Origin of the sequence: Sphingopyxis sp. MWB1 (assembly GCF_000763945.1) — a bacterium.
In the GTDB taxonomy this organism is placed as follows: domain Bacteria; phylum Pseudomonadota; class Alphaproteobacteria; order Sphingomonadales; family Sphingomonadaceae; genus Sphingopyxis.
This window is the reverse complement of sequence record NZ_JQFJ01000002.1, coordinates 254016-280494: the sequence shown is the minus strand read 5'-3', so window position 1 is coordinate 280494 and position 26479 is coordinate 254016. Positions and strand designations below refer to the sequence as shown.

Here is a 26479-nt window from a genome sequence, read left to right as displayed (position 1 = left end):
AGGGGCGCGAAGGGCTTGCCAGCCCGCGCCAAGCGCTTTAAGGGCCGCGTCACCCCGGAAACATGTGGGCGTGTAGCTCAGTGGTAGAGCACTGTGTTGACATCGCAGGGGTCGCAAGTTCAATCCTTGCCACGCCCACCATTTCCCTTTCATTCCCCGAAAAACAAGGCGGTTGGCCCCAGGGTCAAACCTGCCCCTGGCGCGGGCGTCCGGCCCGCCTCCCTTCCCTCTCTTTTCCTCAAGGGGTTGACGGAACCCTGTTCCGTGGCCTTTTGAAACCGAATTAAATTGGGGAGAATCAGCATGGCAGGCACAGGCCCGACGTCGAACAGCTTCATCTCGCAACGGTTGAAGCTTCACTATGTCGATTGGGGTAATGACGCCGCGCCCCCGCTTCTGCTGATCCATGGCGGGCGCGACCATTGTCGCAATTGGGATTGGGTGGCCGAACGGCTGCGGGACCGCTTTCACATCATCGCCCCCGATCTGCGCGGCCATGGCGACAGCGCCTGGTCGCCCGATGGCAATTATCCGATGGACGGCTTCGTCTATGATCTGGCGCAGCTTGTTCACCAGCTTGATCTCGCCCCTGTTTCCATCGTCGCCCATTCGATGGGCGGCAATGTCGCGCTGCGCTATGCTGGGCTTTATCCCAAAAATGTCGCCAAGCTGGTGGCGATTGAAGGCCTTGGCCCCTCCCCCAAAATGCTCGCCGAACGCGCCGCCACGCCCTTCGCCGAACGCTTCCGCAAATGGATCGACGAAAAACGCCAGGCGGCGGGCCGCACGCCCCGCCGTTATGCGACGCTAGACGATGCGCTCGCCCGGATGATGGGCGAAAACAGCTATCTGACCCCCGAACAAGCGCGGCACCTCACCATCCATGGCGTCAGCCGCAATGAAGATGGAAGCTGGAGCTGGAAATTCGATAACTATCTGAACATCTGGTCGGGATTCGACATGCCCCAGGCGGATATCGAATCGCTCTGGTCGGCGATCGCCTGCCCGACCCTGCTGCTGTACGGAGCAAATAGCTGGGCCTCCAATCCGGAACGCGATGGCCGCATCGGGCATTTCAACCATGCAAAGGTGATCGAATTTGAAAATGCCGGTCACTGGTTGCACCATGATCAGTTCGAGCGTTTCATGGCGACACTCGACAATTTTTTGTAACGGGCCGGGCGGCGACGGTTCGGCCTGCGTCACAGGCTGAGGGGGCGCTATGCGATACAGCGGGCGGATTTCACCGCGGCAAAGGCTCATTTCGGCCGTCGCCGTGCTGGCTGTCGTCGGCGGCGTGGGCTTTATGCTGGCGCGCGGCCTCGATTTCGCCGTAGTCCGCAAAGCGGGGGAGACGATCACCGCCATCGCCATTCCCGCCCCGCCCCCGCCCGAGCCACCGCCCCCGCCCCAACAGCCCGACGATGCGGCAAGCGGCGCGGCCTCCGCGCCCAACAAGCGCGCTGATCCCGCGCCCGTCCTTGCCGCCCCTTCCAAGCTGCCCCCTGTCACGCCGCCGGTCGCCGCCGCACCGACCCCAGGTAGCGGCGATGAGTCCTCAGCCGGCGCAGCGCCTGATCCCGGCCCGGGCACCGGCGCCGGGGGTCAGGGCGACGGGCGCGGCGCGGGAGGGGCGGGCAGCGGCACGGGCGGCGGTACACGCCCTGCCTGGCGCAGCGGCACAATCCGCGACAGCGATTATCCCCCCTTGGCCAGCCGCGCCAAAGTGGGAGGAGATGTGGAAGTGCGCTTTACTGTCCAGCCCGATGGGCGCGTCACTGGTTGCCGTGTCTCACGCTCCAGCGGCGACACCGCCATCGACGCGACCACCTGCCGCCTGATTGAACAGCGATTTCGCTTTCGCCCCGCGACCAACAATCGCGGTGAAGCCATCGCCAGCCCCTATGGCTGGCGCCAAAGCTGGTGGCTCGAACGCCGCCGCTAAAGGCCCGCACACCACTTGATCCGCCTCCCCACCCTTATTGCGAGCAAAGCGAAGCAATCTCCAGCCGTCGGCCATTCGAAAGACGCTGGCTGCAGATTGCTTCCCCCGGCTACGCCGGGATCGCAATAAGGGTGGGGAATTTGAGTACCGGATCGCTGCCTGCTTTTCAAAGCAACGGAGGAATGGCCATACCCCAGCGCGCACGCACAGCATAATATCCGTTATATTCGAAAATTGGTGGAGCCGAGGGGAATCGAACCCCTGACCTCTGCAGTGCGATTGCAGCGCTCTCCCATCTGAGCTACGGCCCCGGACCGCGGGGTCTTAACGATCCCGCTTGACAGTGGCAACGGCTTTCTCACCAATGGCCGACATGCGCTGGGGCGGCATCAAAAAGGGGGTTGGGGGACTATGGCCAAAGCATGGTTTTTAACGTCGCGTCCGACTGGATTGCCCTCCGCCGATAATTTTGCCTTGCGCGACCTTCCCGATCTTCCGCTGGGCGAGGATCAGCTTCGGGTTCGCAACCATTGGCTGTCGGTCGATCCCTATATGCGGGGCCGGATGAATGAGGGGGCAAGCTACGCCCCCGCCTATCCGCTCGACACGCCGCTAACGGGGGGCGCCATCGGCGAAGTGCTCGAAAGCCGTATTGAAGGTTTTGCGCCGGGCGATCTCATTCTTCATCTAGGCGGCTGGCGCGACGGGGGCATCATCACCCTCGACCATATGCCGCGCCTGCTTCCCGTCCAATGGCTCGACAGCGGGATAAAGCCGCAATGCTTTCTCCATAATATGGGGCTGACAGGGGGCACCGCGTGGATCGGCCTGCTCCAGGTGGCCGCCGCGCGGCCGGGCGATGTTGTCTTTGTGTCCGCCGCAGCGGGCGCGGTTGGCTCGGCGGTGGTGCAACTGGCCAAGGCGCGGGAAATGACCGTCATCGCCTCGGCGGGCGGCCCGGAAAAAGGGGAGTGGGTGCGCGACCTCGGCGCTGACGCCGTCTTCGACTATAAACAGGGCGGCGTTCTGGATCAGCTTCGCGGCGCCCTTACGCGGCTCGGCAAGCCCGGCATCGACGTTTATTTCGACAATGTCGGCGGCGAACATCTCGACGCCGCGCTCGCGACGGCCAATGGCTTTGCCCGCTTTGCACTCTGCGGGATGATCGACATCTATAATGGCGCCGCCCCGCAACCGCTGCGTTATATCGGACGCGCCATCGCCGCCCGCATCCGCATGGAAGGCTTTATCTACTCGGATCTGTTCAGCCGCTATATGGAGGAATTTTACGCCGATATGGGCGGGCTGATCGCCAGCGGAGCGGTTCAGATGCGCGAAACCGTGCACGACGGGCTCGAATCAGCACCCACCGCCTTCGGCGGTCTGTTTGCAGGACAAAATATCGGCAAGATGCTGGTGCGCCTTTAAGGGCGGACGCGGCCCCGGCGGCCATATCCTAGGCAGCCTCGCCCTTCGCCGTCCAATCTGCGCGGATCATGCCATCGGCATCGACCTCGGACGACAGGCGAAAGCCGCATGCGGAAAAACAGCGCAAGCTTGCATGATGGTCCGGCTCAATGAAGGCCGCCACCCGCGCATGAAAGCGGGCCGGGCCGGCCAAAAACGCTTCAAGCAGGCGCCGCCCCAGCCCCTGCCCGCGCAGGTCGGGGCGCAGACCAATGTCGATATAGGCAGTACCGCCCGCCGCCGTCTCCAGCTGGAACCGCGCAATCGGCGTTCCCGCCGCCGCCGCGACCCAGCAGCTTGCGTCTGCCCCGCGGGTCACATGTGCGAACCAGATGTCATCGGGAAAGGACAGGCGCCGCGCCAGTTCATTGTCGCCGAACCACCGCCGAAGCGCGGGCAGGTCGGCCGTCTCAATCGGCCGAAATTCAATGTCTGTATCGCTCACGCCCTGCGCTGCACGTGCGCGTCCGTTGCGGTTCAGCGGTTGAAGTCCACCGATAAAAAGCCGGGGATCGGGCCGTTCCAGCCCTCGTCGGGTTGAGCGGTTTCATCGCGATCACGGCGGGGCGCGCTCTTGCGTGCGGTCCCGGCGTCTTCGCTCTTCGCCTTGGCGCTGGTGCTTCTCCGGCTTTTCGGCGCAGCGGCTGTATCCGTATCGGCCTTTTGGTCGTCGCTCTTGTCGGCTCTGACGCTCTTGCCCCGCCCGCCTCTGGACCGCGCGGCACCGGCGTCATCCTCCGCTGGCGGTGTGCCGTTTTCGGCATCCTCTCCCAAGGTCAGATATTCGATCTTCGCGCCGGTCAGCTTCTCGATATTGTCGATGGCTTCGGCGTCCGACGGCGTGACCAGCGTAAAGGCGCGACCCTTTGCTCCCGCGCGGCCGGTGCGGCCGACGCGGTGAACATAATCATCGGGGTGCCAGGGGGCATCGAAATTAAACACATGGCTGACGCCCTTGACGTCCAGCCCGCGCGCCGCGACGTCGGACGCCGCCAATATGTTGATATCGCCCTTTTTGAACCGCTCAAGCTCAGCCACTCGGCTCGACTGGTCCATGTCGCCATGGATTTCGCCCGCGCGATAGCGATGACGGGACAGCGATTTGGCAAGGTCGCGCACCGTCGTCTTGCGATTGCAAAAAATGATCGCGGTGCCGACATCTTCCTCCTCCAGCAAGCGGCGCAGCGTCGCGCGCTTGCCGCGCTCGCTCGTCTTGACCAGGAATTGGGCGATATTCTTGTTGGTGCTCGCGGGACGCGCAACCTCGATCGTTTTGGGGTTCGACAAAAATTTGTCGGCCAGCTTCTTGATCGGCGGCGGCATCGTTGCCGAAAAAAGCAAGGTCTGCCGGTTTGCGGGCAATTTGGTGCAGATATGTTCGATATCGGGGATGAAGCCCATGTCGAGCATACGGTCGGCCTCGTCGATCACGAGCAGGTCGCACCCGGTGAGCAAGATCTTCCCGCGCTCGAACAGATCCATCAGGCGGCCCGGCGTAGCGATCAAAACGTCGACGCCCTTTTCCAACGCCTTGATCTGGTCGCCCATCTGGACCCCGCCAATCAGCAGCGCCATGGAAAGCTTGTGATATTTGCCGTAATTTTCAAAATTCTCGGCAACCTGCGCCGCCAACTCGCGCGTCGGCTCTAGGATCAGCGAGCGCGGCATCAGTGCGCGCGCGCGGCCATGCGCCAATATGTCGATCATCGGCAGGACGAAGGAAGCGGTCTTGCCCGTTCCCGTCTGGGCAATGCCGATCATGTCGCGCATCATCAGGACCGAAGGGATGGCGCCTGCCTGAATTGGGGTCGGTTCATCATAGCCCGCTTCGGTAACGGCGCGGAGCAATTCGTCGGAAAGGCCGAGGTCGGCAAATTTCATAAGGTCATCATGTCCGGAAAAATATGACAGCTCGGCATCCCACGCATACCGTCGCTGCCGCGGGCATTGGGCAAAGGCAGAAGGAAAGTCAAGAAAAGCCTGTTAAATGGCGGTGATGATCGTGGCTGCGATCAGTCGTCCTCGACCGGCACGGGGACAAGCAGACGGAATTTATCAACCTCGCATTTCGCGCCGGTGCGGGCATGGATCTGATCACGCCGTTCGCACAGGCGGCCGTCCTTATTTCCTTCCATGTAAAACCCCGCATAAAAATCAAGCGCCCTGCACCCGTCGTTGAGCCGCGCGCGCAGCCGCTGGCGCTGGCGCGTAATCAGGTCGATACTGTCACGCTGCGTCGCCTGCATCCCCAATATATTCCGCATCGGCACGCATTTGGGGGCTTTTTTCTCTTTCCACACGACGGGCCGTTCACGCGGCACCAGCTTCACGCGCGGTTCCGCGCCGAAATTGTTGATAGGAGTGCGCCGCGCGGGAACGCGAATGATCATGCGCTGCTGGATCACCATCTGCCAATACTCATTCCCGACATAGCCGGGAACCGGCAGCACCACCATGACAGGAAGTTCCGCCATGGCGACGGGCAAGTCGGTATCAGCGGCAGGCACCGCGCCGACAAACAGGAACACAGCCCAGCTTAACACGGCAACCGCAACGCTCCTCGCGCAAATAGGCCGATCCTGCTGCTCATTCCAACGCAAAGCTCCGTGACTGGACGGTCAGGGATTCTTCGTCCATCGCCCCGCCCAATATCATATATGCTTGAACAACCAATGAACTGCTGTCGAGTCCCCAGCCGCCTTTAGGTCCGCCGGGGCCTTTAGAAAGAGGATCGCCCGTGACCACGCGCCCACCCTCCCCCGCGCTTCTCGACGCGCTCGCCGCGCGGCTTGGCCCCAAGGGCTTCACCACTGACGCCGAGGAAATGGCGCCATGGCTGACCGACTGGCGCGGCAAATATCAGGGCGCTGCCGCCGCCATGCTCTCTCCCGCCTCAGCCGAGGACGTCGCCACGATCGTCCGCCTGTGCGGCGAAGCAAAGGCCGCGCTGGTGCCGCAGGGCGGGAACAGCGGCATGGTCGGCGGCGCGACCCCCGACGCATCGGGCCACCAGCTTCTGCTCAGTCTGCGCCGGATGAACCGCATCCGCGTCATCGACCGCGACGCGCGCATTGCCGTGGCCGAAGCGGGAGTGATCCTCGCCCATTTCCATGACGCTGCACTGGCAGAGGGGCTGCGCTTCCCGCTCACCCTCGGCGGCAAGGGGTCGGCGACCATCGGCGGACTGGTCTCGACCAATGCCGGCGGAACGCAGGTGCTGCGCCATGGCACGATGCGCGCGCTGGTTACCGGTATCGAGGCGGTGCTGCCCGACGGCAGCTTGTTCGAAGGACTGGCACCACTCAAAAAGGATAATCGCGGCTATGATCTGCGCCATCTCTTCTGCGGCGCCGAAGGAACGTTGGGCATCGTCACCGCAGCCAGCCTTCAGCTTGTTCCGGCGGCAGCCGCGCGGCTCACCGCCTGGGTCGGCCTCGCCTCGCCCGACCGGGCGCTCGACTTGCTGCGCCGGCTCGACGATGACATGGGCCGCGCGCTCGAAGGGTTTGAGATATTGCCCCATGGCTGCCTCGACGCCGTGCTGCGCCATATCCCGCAGACGCGGGCGCCGCTCGCCACGCCCCAACCCTGGTATGCGCTGATTGAACTCGTCGGCGACAGCGAAACCGAATTGCGCCTGCCGCTCGAAACCGCCCTCCACGCTGCGCTCGAAAGCGGACGGATCGCCGATGCGATTCTGGCGAAGAACGAGAGCGAGAGCGAGGATTTCTGGCGGCTGCGCGATTCGATTTCCGAAGCAGAACGCGCCGAAGGCCCCGCGCTTCAGCATGATATCAGCGTGCCTGTGGACCGGATGCCCGAATTCATCGCCGAGAATCCGCACCGGCTTGCCGCCGCTTTTCCCGGCATTCGCACGCTCGCCTTCGGCCATTTGGGCGACGGCAATATCCATTATCACGTCCAGCCGCCCGAAAAAGCCGACGGCGCCGCCTGGCTTGCCGAGCATGGCGCAGCGGTCAGCCGCCTCGTCTATACCCATGTGCTCGAATGGGGCGGCTCCGTTTCGGCGGAACATGGCATTGGCCAGATGAAGCGGCAGGTGATGGCTGAACTCGACAGCCCGGCGCGCCTTGCCGCGCTGCGCGCAATCAAGACGGGGATGGACCCGGCGGGGCTTTTCAACCCCGGCAAGCTGATCGCGCCCTGATCGCTCGGACCCGCGCCGAAGCCAAAGCCGCCGCTACTGCGCCCTTGCGTCGAAAGCCATAGGTCAATAAGGCGCGGCTTTATCCTTTTTCGCCCGGATCCGCCGGGCCCTTGTATCGGAGCATCATAATGGCGACAGCGCCCGCCCCTTCCAACCTGCCGATCTTCTATAAAGACCTTCTTCCGCTCTCGAGCGTCGATCACGCCGATTGGAAAGCGCGCCCGCTCGACCGCGCCGATTTCCTGATCAGCCAGCATGCCGTGCCGCTGACCAGCGACGAATTTGTTGCCGCCTCGCGCTTTTACCCGATCGTTTTCTCGGCGGGCGACAATCCGGTTCCGCTCGCGCTGATGGGCCTTAACGAAGGGGTCAACACCTTCGTTGACGCCGAAGGCAAGCTGATCAACCCCGTCTATGTGCCGGCCTATATCCGCCGTTACCCCTTCCTGCTCGCGCGGCTGCGTCCCGACAGCGAAGAATTGTCGCTCTGCTTCGACCCGACCGCCGATGCGCTCGGCAAGTTCGACGAAGGCGACGACCTGTTCACCGATGGCAAGCCGTCGGACGCGACCAACGCGATCCTGCAATTCTGCCAGAATTTCGAGGAAGCGGGCCAGCGCACCGGCGCCTTTGTCGAGGAACTGAAAAAGGCCGACCTGCTCATGGACGGCGAAGTCAGCATTCAGCAGGAAGGCAATCCGCAGCCCTTCGTCTATCGCGGTTTCCAGATGGTCGACGAAAACAAGCTGCGCGAACTGCGCGGCGACGTGCTGCGTAAGATGATGCAGAATGGCATGTTGCCGATCATCTTCGCCCATCTCTTCTCGCTCCAGCTGATGCGCGAAGTTTTTGCGGAACAGGTGAAGAGCGGTAAAATGCCGCAGGTGACCGAAGCGCCGACCGCAGAAGCCCCGACCGCATAAGGAGATTTCCTATGGCCACCGTCGATACCGCTGCGCCTATGCCGCGCTATACGAAGGTGGCCATATGGCTCCACTGGATCATCGGCCTTGCCGTTCTGACCAATATCGGCATCGCGATGCTGACCGAAGGGCTGCCGCGCGAAACGCGCGGGGCGTTGATGGATATTCACAAGCCGCTGGGCATTACCGTCCTCGCGCTGACCATCCTGCTTATCCTCTGGCGCATCGGCCACCGCGCGCCGCCGCCGCCTGCCGCCATGCCCGGCTGGCAACGCCCGATCAGCAAGATGGTGCATTTCCTTTTCTATGTGCTGCTGATTCTTCTGCCGCTGTCGGGCTGGATCTGGTTTTCCGCCGCAGGCTATCCGATCGACTTTTTCGGATTGTTCGAGGTTCCGGCGCTCGTCGCCCCCGACAAGGCGCTCGCCGATGCCATGCATGAACGGCATGAATTTCTGGGTTTGTCGATGCTAGCGCTGGCGGCGCTCCATATTCTTGCGGCGCTCAAGCATCAATTGGTCGACCGCACGGGAATCCTCGCACGGATGAATCCCTTTTGATCCTCATCCGTCGCCGGGCCGCTTCGCGCCCGTCAGAAATCGACCGCCAGCCCTTTCAGCTCCCAGTCGCCATAGCGCACCGGGTTACGTCCGCCCGGCTGATCCTCGGGGGCATCCTCGACCATGGCGCGCGGCGCGGGTATCGGCGGGTTGATCCATCCTTCAGGCGGCTTGACATGCGCGGGGCGCTTGGTCGCCCGCGCCGTGCCGCCGATATGATCCTTGGGAGCTATGCTATTCATAACCCCCAGCCTATAGGCTTTTGCGCGCCCCGCGCCAAGCGTCGGACGAAAACAGTTCATGGCTGATCGCCGCCCACAGCGCCGACGCCGTTCACCCGCTGAGGGCGATCCGCCCGGCACGGCGCAGCGCCGCGCGGCGCTGCGCCTCATCGACGCGGTGCTGCGCCGCGGCGACCCGCTCGACCTTGCGCTTCACGCTGCAACGCAGGGCCTCGCCCCTGCCGACCGCGCCTTTGCCATCGCGATTGTGTCAGAGGCGCTGCGCTGGATGCAGGATATCGACGCGCTGATCGACAGCGCGACGAACGAACCGCTGCCCGATGACGTCAAGTCGCGCGCGGTGCTCCGTCTCGCCCTCGCCCAGCTTCTTGCGCTTGGCAGTCCGCCGCACGCCGTCGTCGCGACCGCCCTGCCGCTGGTCGCGGGGGGACCCCGCCGCCTCGTCCACGCGATCTTGTCACGCGCACAACAGGAAGAATGGCGCCTTCCCGACACCGCCACCTTGCCTCCCGCGACCGCCGAACGCTGGCAAGCGCAATGGGGCGTCGATATGTGTGCTGCCGCCTCCGCCGCTTGGAGCAACGCGCCGCCGCTCGACCTCAGTTTCGCCGGTGAGCCCGATGCCGCGCAATGGCCCGGCGCAGCGAAGCTCGCGCCCCGGCACCTTCGCCTGTCGCGCGGACAGGCGGTGGAAAGCCTGCCCGGCTATGCCGAGGGTGGCTGGTGGGTGCAGGATCTCGCCGCCAGCCTTCCCGCGCGCCTGCTGGGGGCGGGCGATGGGCGTCATGTCCTCGACCTTTGCGCCGCCCCCGGCGGCAAGACAATGCAGCTTGCTGCCGCCGGCTGGCGCGTCACGGCGCTCGACGCCAGCGCCAAGCGGCTCGCCCGGCTTCAGGATAATCTCGCGCGTACCGGCCTTGAAGCCGATATCGTTCAAGCGGACATTCGAAGCTGGCAGGCGGACGCCCCCGCCGACGCCGTACTGCTCGACGCGCCCTGCACCGCCACCGGCATTTTCCGCCGGCATCCCGATGTGCTCCATCGCGTCGAAGCCCCGCAAATCGCTGCGATGGCGGAGCTTCAGGCTGAATTGCTCGCCCGCGCCGCCACTTGGGTTCGCCCCGGCGGCATCCTTGTCTATGCGACCTGTTCGCTCGAACGCGCCGAGGGGGAGGATCAGATATCGGCCTTCCTTTCCGCCCATCCGGACTGGCAGGTCGATCCACCGCAGGTCGACGAACTGCCCCCCTTCATCGCCCCCCATGCGGCGGGCCATACCCGTACGCTCCCGACATTGCTCGGCGATAAGGGCGGGATCGACGGCTTCTTCATCGCGCGGCTGCGCGCACCGGACGCCTGACGTCATGGGGCGCCGACTGCATTTTCCAGGGTAAGAGCAAATGGCAAAGCCCCCATCCACGCCGCCAACCGGCGGCCCCGTCGATGAACCGGATTTTGCCGCCGCGCGCATCAAGCCGCCGTCGCCGCTCGCCTTTGTCGATTTCCGTTTCTTCTGGGTCGCGCGCTTCACCGCTGTCATGGCGACCATCGCAATGGTCGTCGTCATCGGCTACCAGCTCTATGACACGGCACGCACCGACTATGGCATGTCGATCAAGGAAGCATCGTTCCAGCTTGGTCTGCTCGGCCTCTTCCAGTTCGTCCCGCTTGCCATCCTCACCCCCGTCGCGGGCTGGGCAGCGGACCGGTTCGAGCGGCGCCGCGTCGCCATTTTCTCGAACCTCATCGACCTTCTGATCGCCGCCGCGCTCGCCTGGTTCACCTGGACCGACGCCCTGACCTTGCCGCTGATTTTCACGCTCGCCGCGCTGCACGGGGTCGCGCGCGTTTTTTCGGGGCCCGCGCTCACCGCCATTGCCCCCAATATCGTCCCCACCGACGTTCTGCCGCGTGCCGTGGCGATGAGCAGCATCGCGTGGCAGGCGGCGACAATCATCGGCCCGGCGGCGGGCGGTCTCATCTATGCAGCGCAGCCCACCGCCGTCTATCTTTTCGCCATGGCGCTGCTCGCCCTGTCGGCCTTTTCGATCAGCCGCGTGCGCCCGGTGCCGCCGCCGCCCGCCGAAGTGCGCCGTCACCCCTTGCGCGAAATGGTCGACGGGCTGGGTTTCGTATGGAACGAGCGCTTCCTCCTTGGCACCATTACCCTCGACCTGTTCGCTGTGCTGCTGGCCGGGGCGACCGCGATGCTTCCCGTCTATGCCCGCGATATCTTGCATATGGGCCCCGAAGGGCTGGGCTTCCTGCGCGCCGCGCCCGCGATCGGCGCGGTCACGATTGCGGTGGGCCTCGCCTTTCGTCCAATCGAACAGAATGTCGGGGTGAAGATGCTGTGGGCGGTCGCGGTGTTCGGCGCGGTCACCGTCGGCTTTGGCCTTTCGACCAACTTCCTTCTGTCGATGCTGCTGCTCGTCATCATGGGCGGCGCCGACATGTTCTCGGTCTTTGTGCGCGGTACGCTCATCCAGCTCAACACTCCCGATCATATGCGCGGGCGGGTCAGCGCGGCTTCGGGTCTTGCCATTTCGGCCTCGAACGAGCTGGGCGAAATGCGCGCCGGGGCGATGGCCGCACTCATCGGTCCGGTCAGCGCAGTCGTGATCGGCGGCGCTGGCGCGATAGGGATCACCGCGCTATGGTCGTGGCTGTTCCCGGAATTGCGCCGCGCGCGCACCTTCGAACCCCAATTCAAGGCAGGTAGCAAATGAAAGCCAATTCGATCCTCGAAACCATCGGCAATACGCCGCATATTCGCGTGGCAAAACTGTTTCCCGGCGCCGAAGTCTGGGTCAAATCCGAACGCAGCAACCCCGGCGGCTCGATCAAGGACCGCATCGGCCTCGCGATGATCGAAGCCGCCGAACAGGACGGCAGCCTGAAACCCGGCGGCACCATTGTCGAGCCGACCTCGGGCAACACCGGCATCGGCCTTGCCATGGCCGCGGCGGTGAAGGGTTACAAACTCGTCCTCGTCATGCCCGAATCCATGTCGGTCGAGCGTCGCCGCCTGATGCTCGCTTACGGCGCGACCTTTGACCTGACTCCGCGCGAAAAGGGGATGAAGGGCGCAATCGAACGCGCGATCGAGCTCGTCGAAACCACCCCCGGCGCGTGGATGCCGCAACAGTTTGAAAATGACGCCAATATCGACGTCCATGTCCGCACGACCGGCCCCGAAATCCTCGCCGATTTCAAGGATACGCCGATCGACGTGCTGATCACCGGCGTCGGCACCGGCGGTCATATCACCGGCTGCGCGCAGTTCCTCAAACAACATTGGCCGAATTTGAAAGTCTTTGCGGTCGAACCGCTCGCCTCCCCCGTCATTTCGGGCGGCCAGCCCGCCCCGCACCCGATCCAGGGCATTGGCGCTGGTTTCATTCCGCGCAATCTTCACACCGACCTGCTCGACGGGGTGATCAAGGTCGATGCCGCCGATGCCAAGGATATGGCGCGCCGCGCCGCGACCGAGGAAGGAATGCTCGTCGGCATCTCCTCGGGCGCGACGCTCGCCGCCATTCAGCAAAAGCTCGCCGAGCTTCCGCCGGGCAGCCGCGTCCTTGGCTTCAACTATGACACGGGCGAGCGCTATCTGTCGGTGCCCGATTTCCTGCCCGAGATCTGATCGCGCCCATGCGCCGCACCGATCGCAGCGCCAGGGGCGCCGATGACGCGGACAAGGCGTGGATGCGCGACGTCGCGGGCTGGCTGTTCGTCCTGCTCGCCGTCGCCGCCATCGCTGCCGTGCTTTACAGCAACGGCCGTGCGGGCTTCGCGCCCGACGCACCGCGCGCCAAGCCCGTCGCCCCGCGCCCCGATGTCGTGCCCCCGCCGCCGCCGATGGAATTGGCGCCGCTGGCAGAGGAGGAGGCGCGCGCCGCCAACGCCCGCATCCCCCTCGTCACGCGCGATGTGACCGCGGCGCGCCCCTTCATCTATGCCGGCGGCGGTGAAGCGCGCGCCCGTGCCCGCGACTGCCTCGCCACGGCGATGCTTTACGAAGCGGGCGACGATGCAAAGGGTCAGCTGGCGGTGGGACAGGTGGTGATCAACCGCGCGCGGCACCCTGCCTTCCCCAAATCCATTTGCGGTGTCGTCTTTCAGGGGTCGGAACGGCGAACCGGCTGCCAGTTCACCTTTACCTGCGACGGCGCCCTCGCGCGCCGCTATTCAGCCGCCGCCTGGACCCGCGCGCAGGCCAATGCTGACCGGATGCTGTCGGGCACCACCTATGCCCCCGTCGGCCTCGCCACCCATTATCACACCGATTGGGTGCGCCCTTATTGGAGCGACAGTCTCGAAAAAATCGCAGCGGTCGACACGCATCTTTTCTTCCGCTGGCCTGGTTATTGGGGCACTCCGGGTGCGTTCCGCGGCGCCGTGCGCGGCGACGACGCCCCCGTCGCCAAGCTCGCCGCCCTCTCGCTCGCCCATGCAACGGGCGGCGTCTTTCCCACTGAATTGACGGGCAGCTTCTCGCCCATCGACCAAAATGCCGAAGTCGGCGAAGTCCAGATTTTCCCGGCCCCGGCGGCACCCGGCCTGCCCTCCGTCACGCCCTCGGCCGCCCCCGGCGGCGCGCCCGCCAAAACCGAAAGCCGCGACACCATCATCGTGCAGCTTGACCGCGGCGCAGCCCCGGAAAGCTTCGTCACCACCGCACTGCGCCTCTGCGGCACGCGCAGCTATTGCAAGCTGATGGGCTGGACCGACGCCAAGGCGAAGCCCGCAAGCGAGGCCATGTCCGACAATCAGCGCGACGCGATGAGTTTTTCCTATCTACGCGACGACAAGGCGGGTTTCGAAAAGGCGCTATGGAACTGCGGCGAATATAAGCGCGACAATCCGCGTCAGTGCATGAAAAGATAAAGGTCCCAGTCAGGACGCCGCCCCCTCTGGATGCCGGACTTGATCCGGCATCCAGAGGCCCACGCCCATCGCCATTGCGAACCCAACGCCGGACGAAGCAATCCCCAGCCCGCGCCCTTGCGGCTACCGGCCAGCAAAAAGGGGGCCGGCCTCCGCCTGCCCCCTTGTTACCCGTCACCCATGCGGGCGGATCAGATATTTCTCGCCCGTGCGCTTGGCATTATAGGCCTGCGCCACATCAAGGCTCAGTGCCTCGGTCAGTGAAATATTGTGGCTATAATGGCTCTTGAAGGTGGTGGTCAGCTCATCGACCACCCGCTTGCGGAGCCGCGCCGCGACTTCGGGGCCTGCTTTCTGGAGGAAAGGCGTCAGCAAAAAGCCCGACAGCGACCAGGTCAGGCCAAAGCTGCGGTTGAGGATCGTCGGGCCCAGATCAAGCGCGCCATAAATATAGACCTGCTTCATCGTGTCGGAGCCATAGCGGCTGTAATTTTTCATCCGCTTCACCGCGGCGACTTCCATCGCCGACAAAATCTGCCCGGCGAGCTTGCCGCCGCCGATGGCGTCAAAGCCCAGCGTCGCTTCGGTCGCGGTGATCGCCTCGATCAGCTTCGCCTGAAAATCCTCGTCGCAGCTGTTGACGACATATTCAGCGCCCAGATCCTTGAGCAGCTTCACCTGCGCTTCGCTGCGGACGATATTGACCAGCGGCACGCCGTCCTTGGCGCAAATCTTGACCAGCATCTGCCCCAGGTTCGACGCAGCGGCGGTGTGGACGATCGCGCTATGCCCTTCCATCCGCATCGTCTCGACAAAGGCTTGCGAGGTCAGCGGGTTGACGAAGCAGGATGCGCCATCGGCGGGATCGGTGCCATCGGGAAGCTCCATCACCATCTGGACGGGCAGGCAGCGATATTCGGCATACATTTCGCCGCCCAACAGGGCGACCGTCTTGCCGACCAGCGCCTGCGCCTCGGGCGAATCGCCCGCTGCGACAACGACACCGCTGCCTTCATTTCCGATCGGCAGTGCATCGCCGATCCGCCCGCTCATCGCGCGCATCCCCGGCGGCGGCACATCGGCGCTGAGCATCGGCAGCCCGTCACGCTCCCCCGCCCGCGCCGTCGACATGTCGGCGCCGCCAAACAATAGCCCTAAGTCAGAAGGATTGATGGGCGTCGCCAGCACCTTCACCAGCACTTCATGCGGCTTGGGAGTCGGCATGGCGCGCCGCTCAAAATAAACCTCCAGCTCGCCTTCAGGCTTTACCAGCGTCACCATGACAAGATTGGTATCGGGCAGGTCGGTCACATGCGTCTCCCTTGCTTTGGTTTTCAGATGCAACGGAAATAGGGGCGCGCGTCGGTGGTGGCAATGAGGCGAGCTGGAAAAAATCCGCAGCAGCCCACACCGCCCCAGCATCGTCACCCCGGACTTGATCCGGGGCCATGAGCAGATCTTTCCGGATGTGTTGCATGGGGCGAGCCACCGGCACCATGGGTCCCGGATCAAGTCCGGGATAACGAAAAAGAGAAAACGCCGCGCCCTTAGCTGCTGGCTGCAAACCCCGCCGCGATCCGCAGCACCTCCCCCGCCAACTCCTTCCGGCAGATCAGCAGATCGGGCAAATAGGTATCGTGCGCATTATAGCGCAGCGGCGTGCCATCGGCGCGGCTTGCGTGCAGTCCCGCCGCTTCGGCCACGGCCACGGGCGCGCAATTGTCCCATTCATATTGGCCGCCGCTGTGCAGATAAATATCGGCCTCGCCGCGTACCACCGCCATCGCCTTCGCCCCCGCCGATCCCATGGCGAGCAGTTCGGCGCGCAGGCGTTCGGCGACAAACAGCGCTTCCGCCGCGGGCCTCGTCCGGCTTACGAGCATTTTCAGCGGCGCATTGGCGGGTTTCAACGCGGGCGGGCTGCCCGAGGTCAGCGTCACGCCCAGCCCCGGCAGCGCGACCGCGCCGATTTTCGCTTCGCCATCGACCGCCAGCGCGACATGGACCGCCCAATCGCTGCGACCCTCGCCATATTCGCGTGTGCCGTCGAGCGGATCGACGATCCACACGCGTGACGCCGCCAGCCGGGCTTCGCTGTCCTTTTCCTCTTCGGACAGGATCGCATCGTCGGGCCGCGCCGCGCGCAATTCGCGGCACAGCAAAGCATTGGCCGCGGCATCGCCCGCCTGCCCCAGCGCCTTGCCCGCATGGCGCCCCTCGGCGCGCAGGTGCAGCAGCAATTCGCCCGCAGCGTCCGCAAGCCGCTCGGCCAGCTTCTCGTCGCTCTCGCGCATGGTCCCTCTTACCCCAGCAGATGGTCGATGATGCGTTCGGCCGCTTCATCGGCGCTCATCGCGCGGGTGTCGATATGAATTTCCGGATTTTCAGGCGCTTCATAGGGGCTGTCGATGCCGGTGAAATTTTTAAGTTCCCCGGCGCGGGCCTTTTTATACAGGCCCTTGACGTCGCGGCGCTCGGCTTCCTCCAGCGGCGTATCGACGAAAATCTCGATAAACTCGCCTTCGGGCATCATCGCGCGCACCATCTCCCGCTCCGCCTTGAACGGCGAAATAAAGGCGGTGATGACGATCAGCCCCGCGTCGGTCATCAGCTTGGCGACCTCGCCGACGCGGCGGATATTTTCGATCCGGTCAGCCTCGGTAAAACCGAGATCCTTGTTCAACCCGTGGCGGACATTATCGCCGTCGAGCAGGAAACTGTGGCGATTCATGCGGTGCAGCTTTTTTTCGACCAGATTGGCGATGGTCGATTTGCCCGACCCCGACAGTCCGGTGAACCACAGCAGCGCCGGCTTCTGATTCTTGAGATCGGCGCGCATCTCGCGGCTGACGTCGGTGGCCTGCCAGTGGACATTTTGGGCGCGGCGCAGGCTGAAATGCAGCATCCCCGCCGCGACGGTCGCATTGATCAGCTTGTCGATGAGGATAAAGCCGCCCAGCGTGCGATTATCGGCATAGGGGGTGAAAACCAGCGGCTTGTCGGTCGACACTTCGGCCACGCCAATGCCGTTCAGCTCCAGCGTCTTGGCCGCCAGCCGGTCGAGCGTGTTGACGTTAATCTCATATTTGGGCGGCTGCACCGTCGCCGACACGCTTTGCGTCCCCAGCTTCAGCCAATAGGCGCGGCCCGGAATCATCGCCTCATCAGCCATCCAGACGATGGTCGCCTCGAACCGGTCGGCGACTTCGGGCGGCGCATCGGCGGCGGCGATCACATCGCCGCGCGAACAGTCAATTTCGTCGGACAGTGTCAAAGTGATCGACTGACCGGAAACGCCTTCCTCCAGGTCGCCGTCCAGCGTCACAATGCGCTCAACCCGCGTCTGCTTGCCGCTCGGCAGGATACGCACGGCATCGCCCGGCTTGACCGATCCGGCCGCAATCTGCCCCGAAAAGCCGCGAAAATCGAGGTTCGGGCGATTGACCCATTGGACAGGCATCAGAAATTCTGACCGCGCCTCACGCTGCGTGGCAACTTCAACACTTTCCAGATGCTCGATCAGCGCCGGGCCCTTGTACCAGGGCATATGGGGCGATGCGGCGGCGATATTGTCGCCCTTGAACCCCGAAATGGGGATGGCGGTAAAATCGGTAATGCCGATCTCGCTCGCAAAGCTGCGGTATGACAGCAGGATGCGCTCGAACACCCCCTTGTCATAACCGACAAGGTCCATCTTGTTCACCGCCAGCACAATATGCTTGATGCCCAGCAATTGCGCGAGGAAGCTGTGCCGCCGCGTCTGGGTCAGCACGCCTTTGCGCGCATCGACCAGGATCACCGCCAGATCGGCGGTCGAAGCGCCGGTGACCATGTTGCGCGTATATTGTTCATGCCCCGGCGTATCGGCGACGATGAATTTGCGCTTTTCGGTCGTGAAAAAACGGTAGGCGACGTCGATGGTGATCCCCTGCTCGCGCTCGGCGGCGAGGCCGTCGACCAGCAGGGCAAAGTCGATCTCCTGCCCCTGCGTCCCCACGCGCTTGCTGTCGGCCTCCAGCGCGGCAAGCTGGTCTTCAAAGATCATCTTGCTGTCATAGAGCAGGCGTCCGATCAGCGTCGATTTGCCATCGTCCACGCTGCCGCAGGTGATGAAGCGCAGCAGCGACTTTTTCTCATGCTGCGCCAGATAGGCGTCGATATCCTCGGCGATCAGCGCATCGGTGACATAGATGGGGTCGGTCATCAGAAGTAGCCCTCCTGCTTCTTCTTCTCCATCGACGCATCGCCGCCATCCTTGTCGATGACGCGGCCCTGCCGTTCGCTCGTCGTGGTCAGCAGCATTTCCTGGATCACCTCGCTCAGCGTCGCCGCCTCGCTCTCGACCGCACCCGTCAGCGGATAGCAGCCCAGCGTACGAAAGCGCACCGAGCGCAGCACCGGCTCCTCGCCATCGCGCAAGGGGAAGCGCTCGTCATCGACCATCAGCAGCATGCCGTCGCGTTCCACCGTCGGACGCGGTGCAGCAAAATAGAGCGGGACGATGGGGATATTCTCGCGGGCGATATATTGCCAAATATCAAGCTCGGTCCAGTTGCTGATCGGAAAGACGCGAATGCTCTCGCCCCCACTCTCGGTGCGGGGCGCCTTCCTGGCATTATAGAGATTCCACAGCTCGGGCCGCTGCTTCTTCGGATCCCAGCCATGGCTGACGGTGCGAAAGGAGAAGATGCGCTCCTTCGCCCGGCTCTTTTCCTCGTCGCGCCGCGCGCCGCCAAAGGCGACATCGAATCCATGGAGGTCAAGCGCCTGCTTCAACCCCTCGGTCTTCCACATGTCGGTGTGCAGTGGGCCATGGTCAAAGGGGTTGATCCCGCGCGCCTTGGCCTCCGGGTTCTGATAGACGATCAGCTCCATGCCGCTTTCGACCGCCATGCGGTCACGCATTTCGTACATGGCGCGGAATTTCCACGTCGTATCGACATGCAGCAGCGGGAAAGGCGGCGGCGAAGGGTAAAAGGCCTTGCGCGCAAGATGCAGCATCACCGCGCTATCCTTGCCGACCGAATAAAGCATCACCGGCTTGGCGGCGTCGGCCATCACTTCGCGCATGATATGAATGCTCTCGGCCTCCAGCCGGTCGAGATGGGTCAGCGTGTCACTCATGCGGATGGCATTGCCCCTGTCGCGGCGCTCGCGCAAACTGTATGGCCTTTCATCCCTGCAAGCCAGTCTTTGGAAGGGCCGCCATGCCATGCCTCCTGTCCCCACGTCCGTCCCGGCATCGCCGGTGATCTGGCTCGCCCTGTCCGCCGCGGCGATGCTGGTCTCCGCGCTCATCCACGGCCTTGCAGGCGAACGCCGGCTGCTCCGCCCGCTGCTCGCGCTCGACGATGGCATTATGGCGAACCCGCTCGCCCGCCGCATCTTCCGCTTCGCCTGGTATGCGACCGCGGTGCTGATGCTCCTGTCGGCGGCGACGATCCTCTGGCCGGGAACGCCAGGGGGGCTCATTTTGTTGATAGGGTCAGGCTGGCTCGCTACCGGGCTCGCCAATGCCCTCTACACCCGTGGACGCCATATCATCTGGCTTGCGCTGGTGGCGGCGGGTCTGTTCGCCTTGGTGGGAGGATGGCCATGAATCAAACGATACTCGATGCGCTGCAATATTATGGCGCGGGCGCCGCCACGCTCGCCGCGCTGATCGTCTCGCTCAATCTGGGCCGCCGCTGGACCGGCTGGGCCTTTGTCATCTTTGTCACCAGCAGCATCGCGCTCATCGCCTGGGGCTTTCTGCAATCGGACAGCGAAGGCATTGGCTGGCAGAATATCGCGCTGCTGGTCATCAATGGCATTGGCGTCTATCGCTATCTGATCGCCAAGGAAGCGCCCCCCGCGCCCGATGGCTCGACCGAATAACCGCACACCCCCGGGAGCAGACAGAATGGCCGGCAGATTTTTCGACGAATGGAGCATCGGCGACACGCTGGAGCATGAAATCCGCCGGACGGTCACCGAAACCGACAATCTGCTCTTCACGACGATGACCCACAACCCCCAGCCGCTTCACCTCGATGTCGAGGCGGCCAAAGCGTCCGAATTCGGCCAGATCCTCGTCAACGGGACCTTCACCTTCAGCCTGATGGTCGGCCTCTCGGTCGGCGACACAACGCTCGGCACGCTCGTCGCCAATCTGGGCTATGACAAGCTCGTCATGCCCAAACCGGTGTTCATCGGCGACACGCTGCGCGCGACCAGTGAAGTCATCGCGCTCAAACCGTCGAAATCGCGCCCCAATGCCGGGATCGTCACCTTCCTCCACCGCTGCATCAACCAGCGCGCCGAAATCGTCTGCCAGTGCGAACGCTCGGCACTCCTCAAGAGGAAGGATAGCTGATGCGCCTCCGCTCGCTTCTCTTCGTCCCCGGCGACCGGCCCGAACGCTTTGCCAAGGCGGCTGCGTCGGGCGCCGACGCGATCATCCTTGATCTGGAGGATTCGGTCGCACCAGCCAACAAACAGGCGGCGCGCGATCATATCGCCGATTATCTGGCGAAAGAACGCAGCGGCGTCACTCTCGTGCGCGTCAATCCGCTCGATGGTCATATGACCGCCGCCGATATCGCCGCCATCGCCGCCGCGCGGCCTGATGCGATCATGCTGCCCAAGGCCGAAGGCGCGCCCAGCATCGCGCAGCTCGACACGATTTTACGCAGCGAAGCACCCTCCGGCGCCTCGCTGCCGCCGATCCTCCCCATCGCCACGGAAACCCCGGCGGCGATCTTCACCGTAGGCAGCTACCGCGAGGTCAGGGACCGTCTGCTCGGCCTCACCTGGGGTGCCGAGGACTTGCCCGCCGCCATCGGCGCCGCGACGAGCCGCGAGGCGGACGGCAGCTATACCGATCCCTATCGCGTCGCCCGTTCGCTCACGCTTTTTGCCGCCCATGCCGCGGGCGCCGCCGCCATCGACACCGTCTTTCCGGCGATCAAGGATACGGACGGCCTAGCCGCCTATGCGGCGCGCGCGCGCCGCGACGGCTTCACCGGTATGATGGCAATCCACCCCGCGCAGGTCGAGCCGATCAACGCCGCCTTCACCCCCTCCACCGAAGAGGTTGCCCGCGCGCAGGCGATTGTCGACGCCTTTGCCGCCAACCCCGGCGTCGGGGTGCTTCAGGTCGATGGCAAGATGGTCGACGCGCCGCATTTGAAGCAGGCGCAGCATATCCTCGCCCTCGCGGACTGAAGCCAAACGTCACCCCGGAGTCGATCCGGGGCCCGCCTTCCCCTTCGCGCTCCCGTGCGTGGCTACGCCGCCAAATCACCGCCGCCGAAAAGGCCGGTGCCGCTTCATCCAGCTTTTCCCGCGCCGCCAGCTTCGCCGCAATCCGCGCTCGGCCACGGGCTCGAACATGGCATCGGGGCGCGTCGGGTCGAGCAATTCATTGGCCGCAATAAATTCGTCGAGCGGGCCCGGCGCCACCAGGTCGAGCCATTCCAGTGAACGCCCTTCGCCGCGCAATTCCTCTATGGCAGCGATCAGCGATCCGTGGGCCTTAAAGGCTTTGCCCACGGCTTCCGGCTCCACCCCCAGATGTTCGGCGATCAGCGATTCGCGCAGCCGCCGGATGGCCGGGCCTGTTTCCCGGTTTGCAGGCAGCGCGGCGTCGATGGTGACATCGCATTCGCTGTCGAGCCCCATCGATCGATTGTTGAGATTGGCGGACCCCACGCGGATCAACCGGTCATCGACAATCGCCGTCTTGGCATGAACATAAATGGGAGTGCCCCCTGTCGTCCGCGGGCAATAGATACGCAGCCGGTCGCCATGGCGCGTCTTGGAAATCTGCCGCACCAGCTCCACCCGTGCCGCATCCATCGCCATCTGCTCCAGCCATCCGTCGGCAGTATGCGGCATCACCAGGATAAATTCGGGCGGATCATCCTCGTCCAGCCGGGCGGCGATGGCGGCGGCGATCTTCCCGCAAGTGAAATACTGATTTTCGAAATAGATGAAGCGCTCGGCTGCCGCGATCATGTCGAGATAAAGCTGCTCAATTTCGCGCACTTCGGTGCAATCGCGATAGGCGGCGCGGGTCCGCGATATGGAGACATCCACATCCTCGAAATCAGCCTCCAGATCGTCCGGCCAATTCTCGCCTTCGCCTGACAGGTCGCGCAGCGCCTTGTTCGTCGCGCGCTGCCAGCGCTCATTGCCAAGGTCCGCCAGGGCATTACCGACCTTCCCCGCGAGGATCATCGTCACATCATGCCAGGGCAAATAAGCACGCCCATCGGGGGCGATGCGGTGCGGATCATCATCGCGGTGATCGCGCGTGTCCCAGCGGCGCGCGCCGACGTCGATGCCCCCGCATACCGCCAGATGATCGTCGAATATCGCCACTTTCTGATGATGGCTGCATCCCACGGGATGCGCGCCGTCCAGGCGGAAACTGATCGATCGCGTCGCCTTCCAGCGCAGGATCATCGCCAGGATGCGCGGCATGAACAATTGCTTCAGCCCGCCAAAGTTCCAGCGCAAAATATCAATGTCGCGCCCCGGCTTGTCATGCGCCAGACGCAGCATGAAATGTCCCAGCGCCTCGCCATGGCCCTGTTCATCGGGGCGCAGCGAAATGCGCGGATCGAAATCCCATCCGATCAGCAGGATGCGCTCGCGTGCGCCCTCCATCAATCGTTCGAGCAGGGCATAATAATCGGCGGCATCGACGATCATCCGCGCCTTGTCGGCGCGCTCGATCCGCCAGCAATTATGCCCTTCCCGGACAATGGGAGCCAATGGCGAAGAAGTTGGGGGTGCGACGCTCATCGGCCTCGGCACGCATGACGAGGCCGATGGTTGCGTCGCCGCTGGCTCAAGCCACGGAAAATTGTTCGGGCGTCAGCGCCATCATCGCTTCGCTGCCCGCTTCAATCTTGCGGCGCAGCGCGCCCGCGTCGGGCATGAAGCGCTCGGCGAAGTGACGCGCGGTCACCAGCTTGGCTTCCAGAAACGCCTTGTTACCGCGCCCTTCGTCCAATGCCCTTTGCGCGGCCTCGGCCATGCGAAGCCACATCAGCCCCAGCGCGACAATGCCCATGATATGCATATAATGATGCGCGCCCGCGCCAACATTATTGGGGTTGGCCATGCCATTTTGCATGAACCACATGGTCGCGGCTTTCAGCTCGCCATTGGCCTTTTCCAGCCTTCCTGCAAAATCGGCGAGCGGCCCGTCCTTCGCCGCCGCGCATTCGGCATCGACGATGGCAAAGAAAGCCTGCACCGCGCGCCCGCCATTTTGCGCCAGCTTGCGGCCCACCAGATCCATCGCCTGTACGCCGTTCGCGCCTTCGTAAATCATCGTGATGCGGGCATCGCGGACATATTGGCTCATGCCCTGTTCCTCGATGTAGCCATGGCCGCCGAACACCTGCTGGGCGTTGGTTGCGACTTCATAGCCCTTGTCGGTGCCATAGCCCTTGATCACCGGAGTCAGCAGGCTGACGAGGTCGTCGGCCTGCTGCCGCCCCTCCTCGCTTTCGGCCAGATGGGCGAGATCGACCTGAAGCGCGCCCCAGGTGCACAGCGCGCGCAGCCCCTCGACCGTCGCCTTGCCGTCCATCAGCATCCGGCGGATATCGGGATGGACGAACAGCGGATCGGCCTTTTCCTGCGGCTCCTGCGGCCCGGTCAGCGCGCGGCCCTGCCGCCGGTCATGGGCATATTGCACGGCGTTCTGATAGGCGACATCGGCCTGGCCCAGCCCCTGAATGCCGACGCCCAGCCGCGCAGCGTTCATCATGATGAACATCGCGGCGAGACCCTTGTTTTCCTCGCCGACCATCCAGCCCTTCGCGCCGTCATAATTCATTACGCAGGTCGAATTGGCGTGAATCCCCATCTTGTGCTCGATCGACCCGCAGGACAGGCTGTTGCGCTCGCCCAGCGAGCCATCGTCATGGACGAGGAATTTGGGCACGATGAACAGCGAAATCCCCTTCACGCTGTCGGGCGCATCGGGAGTTTTGGCCAGCACCAGATGGATGATATTTTCGGTCAGGTCATGCTCGCCTGACGAGATGAAAATTTTGGTGCCGGTGACGTCATAGCTGCCATCACCATTGGGCACCGCGCGCGTGCGGATCAGGCCCAGATCGGTGCCGCAATGGGGTTCGGTCAGGTTCATCGTCCCGCCCCATTCGCCCGCGATCATCTTGGGCGTATATTTTGCTTTCTGCTCGTCCGACCCTTTGGCCAGGATCGCCGCGACCGCACCCTGGGTCAGACCGGGATACATGGCAAAGGCCTGGTTGGCCGCATTGCGATATTCCTCGACCGGAAAACCGATGACATGCGGCAACGCCTGTCCGCCAAATTCCTCGGGCGCGGTGAGCAGGCCCCAGCCCGCCTCGCAATAGGCCTGATAAGCCTCCTTGAAGCCCTTGGGCGTCGTCACCGATCCGTCGTCATGGCGCGTACAGCCTTCAAGGTCGCCCGACTGGTTGATCGGAAACAGCACTTCCTCGCAAAATTTCCCTGCCTCGCTCAACACCGCCTCGACCATGTCGGGGGTGGCGTTCGAAAAGCCGGGAAGATGCGAATAGCGCTCAATGCCGAGCACATCGTTGATCAGGAAAAGCGTGTCTTGGACAGGCGCGCGATAGACGGGCATGAATCATCCTTCCGAAAAGCGGTTTCAGCGAACAAGTCCTGCCTGGGGAGAAAGGAAAAAGGGCTCAGCCGACCTTCTTCTTTTTCTCGGCGGCGTCGACCTTCTTCACCGTTTCGATGAACCGTGTCAGCTCATCTACAGCGCTGTCAATATCGTCCCGCTGCCGCTGGAGCAAGGCGATACGTTGTTCGCATTTCTCGATCGTGACCTGCCGCTGCAATTTGCGGCCATCGCCAACGTCGTAGAGGTCGATCATCTCGCGAATGTCGGCCAGGCTGAAACCGGTGCGCTTGGCGCGCAAAATCCACGCCAGCCGGGCCCGGTCGCGCTTTGAATAGATGCGCGACAATCCCTTGCGCGACGGGCTGATCAGCCCTTCATCCTCATAAAAGCGCAGCGCCCGGGCGGTAACGCCAAATTCGGACGACAGGTCGGTGATGCTGAACTGCTCCCGGCCCAAATGGTCGGGCGTGTCGATATGGGCGTGGCCGTATTCGTCGGTCATGCGAAAAGACTAGTTTCCGTTGACGTGAACGTCAAGCCCGACTGGGCGGCGCCGTAGCGTCGGGCTGCCGGCGGTCCGTTCTGCCCTTAATCAGCGCAGGGCCGGATGACATTGCCCGCTTTATCCCGCATTCGCAAGCCCCTTGCGTCATCCTCGGCCCAGCTCGCGCGCGGCAGCCGCAACCCCGCCAATGATGAGCGGCCCGGACAAAGCGACGCACAGGATTCGGGCCATTCCCCGTCAAAGCGAAGCTCGTCTGCCTCCTCGCTTACGCGGAGTTCGCACTTGTCCGCACCGCCGAACTGCAATCGCCAGCCGTCGTCCGTCTTGCTCACGCTTCCTCGTGCCGCACAACTCAGCGCCTCGCCAAAGGAGGCGCTCAAGGCAAAGCGCCACCGCCCCGGTCCATCGGGCACCACACACATGGCATCGCGCCCCAGATTATGTGTGCGCTCGAACACACCCGTCAGCGGCCCAGCCTCGGCCTGCACCAGCCCGCGGGCCCGCGCGGCGCGTTCCAGCGGATTATCGGCATCAACATGTCGCGCCGCCTCATCTGGCCCCTCCCCCTGGCACCCGGCGAGCGCCAGCATTAACAAAGCGGTCAGCAAATGCCTCCGCCCTTTATCCGCTGGATCAACCTTGATCATCGTCGCCCAGAAACGCCAGCGTTCCATCGGATTCGATGCGGCGGTAAAAGCAGGACCGCCGCCCGGTGTGACAGGCCGGGCCCATGGGGCGGACCTTCAGCAAGATCGCGTCCTGATCGCAATCGACCAGCATTTCGATCAGCTCCAGCTCATTGCCGGAGCTTTCGCCCTTGCGCCACAAGGCCTGACGCGACCGGGACCAGAAATGGGCCCGTCCCGTGGAGCGGCTTTGCGTGATCGCTTCCTCATTCATATGGGCCACCATCAGCAGCGTGCCGTGCGCGGCATCGACGACAATGGCGGTCACCAGCCCCGCCGCGTCAAAGCGCGGTAGAAATTGATTGGTCTCATCGGCTTTTGCGTTCATGGAGGCGGCATAGAGCAGATGACAGGGGCCTGAAAAGCCCGATGGGGGAGCGGAATATAAAGGGATTTGCGAAAAAGCAGCCAAATTGGGGGCGACATTTCGCTTCCGCGCTCCTATATGCGCCCC

27 protein-coding genes and 2 tRNA genes are annotated in these 26479 nt (G+C 63.7%); 15 read left to right on the top strand and 14 right to left on the bottom strand.

The window, feature by feature from the left end:
• Positions 1 to 66 precede the first annotated feature (66 nt).
• The 3 genes from JV18_RS0102100 to JV18_RS0102090 all read left to right on the top strand — a co-directional run bounded on the left by JV18_RS0102100 (position 67) and on the right by JV18_RS0102090 (position 1945).
• Positions 67 to 141 (top strand) — tRNA-Val (locus tag JV18_RS0102100).
• 162 nt (positions 142 to 303) lie between these two features.
• A complete protein-coding gene (locus JV18_RS0102095) occupies positions 304 to 1173 on the top strand; it encodes an alpha/beta fold hydrolase (protein WP_033073227.1) in 870 nt (289 codons plus the stop codon).
• A 103-nt stretch (positions 1174 to 1276) separates the two neighbouring features.
• On the top strand, positions 1277 to 1945 hold the full coding sequence (locus tag JV18_RS0102090; protein ID WP_235302795.1) for an energy transducer TonB: 669 nt from the start codon (positions 1277 to 1279) through the stop codon (positions 1943 to 1945).
• Positions 1946 to 2180: 235 nt separating this feature from the next.
• On the opposite strand, the gene JV18_RS0102085 is transcribed toward JV18_RS0102090, so the two are convergent.
• Positions 2181 to 2256 (bottom strand) — tRNA-Ala (locus JV18_RS0102085).
• A gap of 100 nt (positions 2257 to 2356) precedes the next feature.
• On the opposite strand from JV18_RS0102085, the gene JV18_RS0102080 reads away from it, so the two are divergent.
• Entirely contained in the window at positions 2357 to 3373 is a 1017-nt protein-coding gene (locus tag JV18_RS0102080) for an NADP-dependent oxidoreductase (RefSeq protein ID WP_081944650.1), read from the top strand.
• 28 nt (positions 3374 to 3401) lie between these two features.
• On the opposite strand, the gene JV18_RS14555 is transcribed toward JV18_RS0102080, so the two are convergent.
• From JV18_RS14555 to JV18_RS0102065, 3 genes are all read right to left on the bottom strand, one after another.
• Positions 3402 to 3857 carry a GNAT family N-acetyltransferase gene (locus JV18_RS14555; RefSeq protein WP_052071680.1) on the bottom strand — a complete coding sequence of 152 codons (456 nt, stop codon included), beginning with the start codon at positions 3855 to 3857 and terminating at the stop codon, positions 3402 to 3404.
• Positions 3858 to 3889: 32 nt separating this feature from the next.
• Complete coding sequence (locus JV18_RS0102070; protein ID WP_033073224.1) at positions 3890 to 5293, bottom strand: DEAD/DEAH box helicase; 1404 nt, start codon at positions 5291 to 5293, stop codon at positions 3890 to 3892.
• Positions 5294 to 5424: 131 nt separating this feature from the next.
• Positions 5425 to 5955, bottom strand: a complete 531-nt coding sequence (locus JV18_RS0102065) for a hypothetical protein (RefSeq protein WP_052071679.1) — start codon at positions 5953 to 5955, stop codon at positions 5425 to 5427.
• Positions 5956 to 6149: 194 nt separating this feature from the next.
• Between JV18_RS0102065 and JV18_RS0102060 the strand changes: the two genes are divergently transcribed.
• The 3 genes from JV18_RS0102060 (at position 6150) to JV18_RS0102050 (ending at position 9063) form a co-directional block, all read left to right on the top strand.
• Complete coding sequence (locus JV18_RS0102060; RefSeq protein WP_033073223.1) at positions 6150 to 7580, top strand: FAD-binding oxidoreductase; 1431 nt, start codon at positions 6150 to 6152, stop codon at positions 7578 to 7580.
• Between the two features lie 128 nt (positions 7581 to 7708).
• Positions 7709 to 8503 carry a SapC family protein gene (locus tag JV18_RS0102055; RefSeq protein WP_033073222.1) on the top strand — a complete coding sequence of 265 codons (795 nt, stop codon included), beginning with the start codon at positions 7709 to 7711 and terminating at the stop codon, positions 8501 to 8503.
• 11 nt (positions 8504 to 8514) lie between these two features.
• Positions 8515 to 9063: a cytochrome b gene (locus JV18_RS0102050; RefSeq protein ID WP_052071678.1), complete on the top strand. Its 549-nt coding sequence runs from the start codon at positions 8515 to 8517 to the stop codon at positions 9061 to 9063.
• Positions 9064 to 9095: 32 nt separating this feature from the next.
• Here JV18_RS0102050 and JV18_RS0102045 read toward each other — a convergent pair whose 3' ends face one another.
• The gene (locus JV18_RS0102045; RefSeq protein ID WP_033073221.1) at positions 9096 to 9305 is read right to left on the bottom strand and encodes a DUF1674 domain-containing protein; all 210 of its coding nucleotides are present in this window, start codon (positions 9303 to 9305) and stop codon (positions 9096 to 9098) included.
• Positions 9306 to 9363: 58 nt separating this feature from the next.
• Here JV18_RS0102045 and JV18_RS0102040 point away from each other — a divergent pair, with 58 nt between their 5' ends.
• Genes JV18_RS0102040 through JV18_RS0102025 form a run of 4 tightly spaced genes read left to right on the top strand, consistent with a single transcriptional unit; the run spans position 9364 to position 14195 of the window.
• Positions 9364 to 10665, top strand: coding sequence for an RsmB/NOP family class I SAM-dependent RNA methyltransferase (locus tag JV18_RS0102040; protein ID WP_033073220.1), 1302 nt, complete (start codon positions 9364 to 9366; stop codon positions 10663 to 10665).
• Between the two features lie 40 nt (positions 10666 to 10705).
• Positions 10706 to 12034: an MFS transporter gene (locus tag JV18_RS0102035; RefSeq protein WP_081944648.1), complete on the top strand. Its 1329-nt coding sequence runs from the start codon at positions 10706 to 10708 to the stop codon at positions 12032 to 12034.
• Entirely contained in the window at positions 12031 to 12951 is a 921-nt protein-coding gene (gene cysK / locus JV18_RS0102030; RefSeq protein WP_033073219.1) for a cysteine synthase A, read from the top strand. The genes JV18_RS0102035 and cysK overlap by 4 nt, the downstream gene beginning before the upstream one ends.
• Before the next feature lie 8 nt (positions 12952 to 12959).
• Entirely contained in the window at positions 12960 to 14195 is a 1236-nt protein-coding gene (locus tag JV18_RS0102025) for a cell wall hydrolase (protein WP_235302753.1), read from the top strand.
• Between the two features lie 174 nt (positions 14196 to 14369).
• Here JV18_RS0102025 and JV18_RS0102020 read toward each other — a convergent pair whose 3' ends face one another.
• The 4 genes from JV18_RS0102020 to cysD form a co-directional block, all read right to left on the bottom strand.
• On the bottom strand, positions 14370 to 15506 hold the full coding sequence (locus tag JV18_RS0102020; RefSeq protein WP_160174154.1) for a zinc-binding dehydrogenase: 1137 nt from the start codon (positions 15504 to 15506) through the stop codon (positions 14370 to 14372).
• A gap of 236 nt (positions 15507 to 15742) precedes the next feature.
• On the bottom strand, positions 15743 to 16489 hold the full coding sequence (locus tag JV18_RS0102015) for a 3'(2'),5'-bisphosphate nucleotidase CysQ (protein WP_033073218.1): 747 nt from the start codon (positions 16487 to 16489) through the stop codon (positions 15743 to 15745).
• Between the two features lie 8 nt (positions 16490 to 16497).
• Complete coding sequence (gene cysN, locus JV18_RS0102010; RefSeq protein ID WP_033073217.1) at positions 16498 to 18399, bottom strand: sulfate adenylyltransferase subunit CysN; 1902 nt, start codon at positions 18397 to 18399, stop codon at positions 16498 to 16500.
• Positions 18399 to 19409, bottom strand: coding sequence for a sulfate adenylyltransferase subunit CysD (cysD, locus tag JV18_RS0102005; protein ID WP_268746258.1), 1011 nt, complete (start codon positions 19407 to 19409; stop codon positions 18399 to 18401). The genes cysN and cysD overlap by 1 nt, the downstream gene beginning before the upstream one ends.
• Between cysD and JV18_RS0102000 the strand changes: the two genes are divergently transcribed.
• From JV18_RS0102000 to JV18_RS0101985, 4 genes are read left to right on the top strand one after another with little or no spacing between them, the layout of a single operon-like run.
• On the top strand, positions 19408 to 19794 hold the full coding sequence (locus JV18_RS0102000; protein WP_235302746.1) for a hypothetical protein: 387 nt from the start codon (positions 19408 to 19410) through the stop codon (positions 19792 to 19794). The two genes, cysD and JV18_RS0102000, sit on opposite strands and share 2 nt — an antisense overlap.
• Positions 19791 to 20072 carry a hypothetical protein gene (locus tag JV18_RS0101995; protein ID WP_033074828.1) on the top strand — a complete coding sequence of 94 codons (282 nt, stop codon included), beginning with the start codon at positions 19791 to 19793 and terminating at the stop codon, positions 20070 to 20072. Before JV18_RS0102000 ends, JV18_RS0101995 begins: the two co-directional genes overlap by 4 nt.
• 25 nt (positions 20073 to 20097) lie before the next feature.
• A complete protein-coding gene (locus tag JV18_RS0101990) occupies positions 20098 to 20550 on the top strand; it encodes a MaoC family dehydratase (RefSeq protein ID WP_033073215.1) in 453 nt (150 codons plus the stop codon).
• Complete coding sequence (locus JV18_RS0101985; RefSeq protein WP_033073214.1) at positions 20550 to 21401, top strand: HpcH/HpaI aldolase/citrate lyase family protein; 852 nt, start codon at positions 20550 to 20552, stop codon at positions 21399 to 21401. Before JV18_RS0101990 ends, JV18_RS0101985 begins: the two co-directional genes overlap by 1 nt.
• Before the next feature lie 75 nt (positions 21402 to 21476).
• Here JV18_RS0101985 and JV18_RS0101980 read toward each other — a convergent pair whose 3' ends face one another.
• From JV18_RS0101980 to hisI, 5 genes are all read right to left on the bottom strand, one after another.
• A complete protein-coding gene (locus tag JV18_RS0101980; protein ID WP_235302744.1) occupies positions 21477 to 22955 on the bottom strand; it encodes a phospholipase D-like domain-containing protein in 1479 nt (492 codons plus the stop codon).
• Between the two features lie 76 nt (positions 22956 to 23031).
• Positions 23032 to 24831, bottom strand: a complete 1800-nt coding sequence (locus JV18_RS0101975; protein WP_033073212.1) for an acyl-CoA dehydrogenase C-terminal domain-containing protein — start codon at positions 24829 to 24831, stop codon at positions 23032 to 23034.
• Positions 24832 to 24895: 64 nt separating this feature from the next.
• On the bottom strand, positions 24896 to 25336 hold the full coding sequence (locus JV18_RS0101970; protein WP_033073211.1) for a MerR family transcriptional regulator: 441 nt from the start codon (positions 25334 to 25336) through the stop codon (positions 24896 to 24898).
• Between the two features lie 86 nt (positions 25337 to 25422).
• Positions 25423 to 25947 carry a hypothetical protein gene (locus JV18_RS0101965; RefSeq protein WP_235302742.1) on the bottom strand — a complete coding sequence of 175 codons (525 nt, stop codon included), beginning with the start codon at positions 25945 to 25947 and terminating at the stop codon, positions 25423 to 25425.
• A gap of 25 nt (positions 25948 to 25972) precedes the next feature.
• The gene (hisI, locus tag JV18_RS0101960; RefSeq protein WP_033073209.1) at positions 25973 to 26353 is read right to left on the bottom strand and encodes a phosphoribosyl-AMP cyclohydrolase; all 381 of its coding nucleotides are present in this window, start codon (positions 26351 to 26353) and stop codon (positions 25973 to 25975) included.
• Positions 26354 to 26479: the final 126 nt, after the last annotated feature.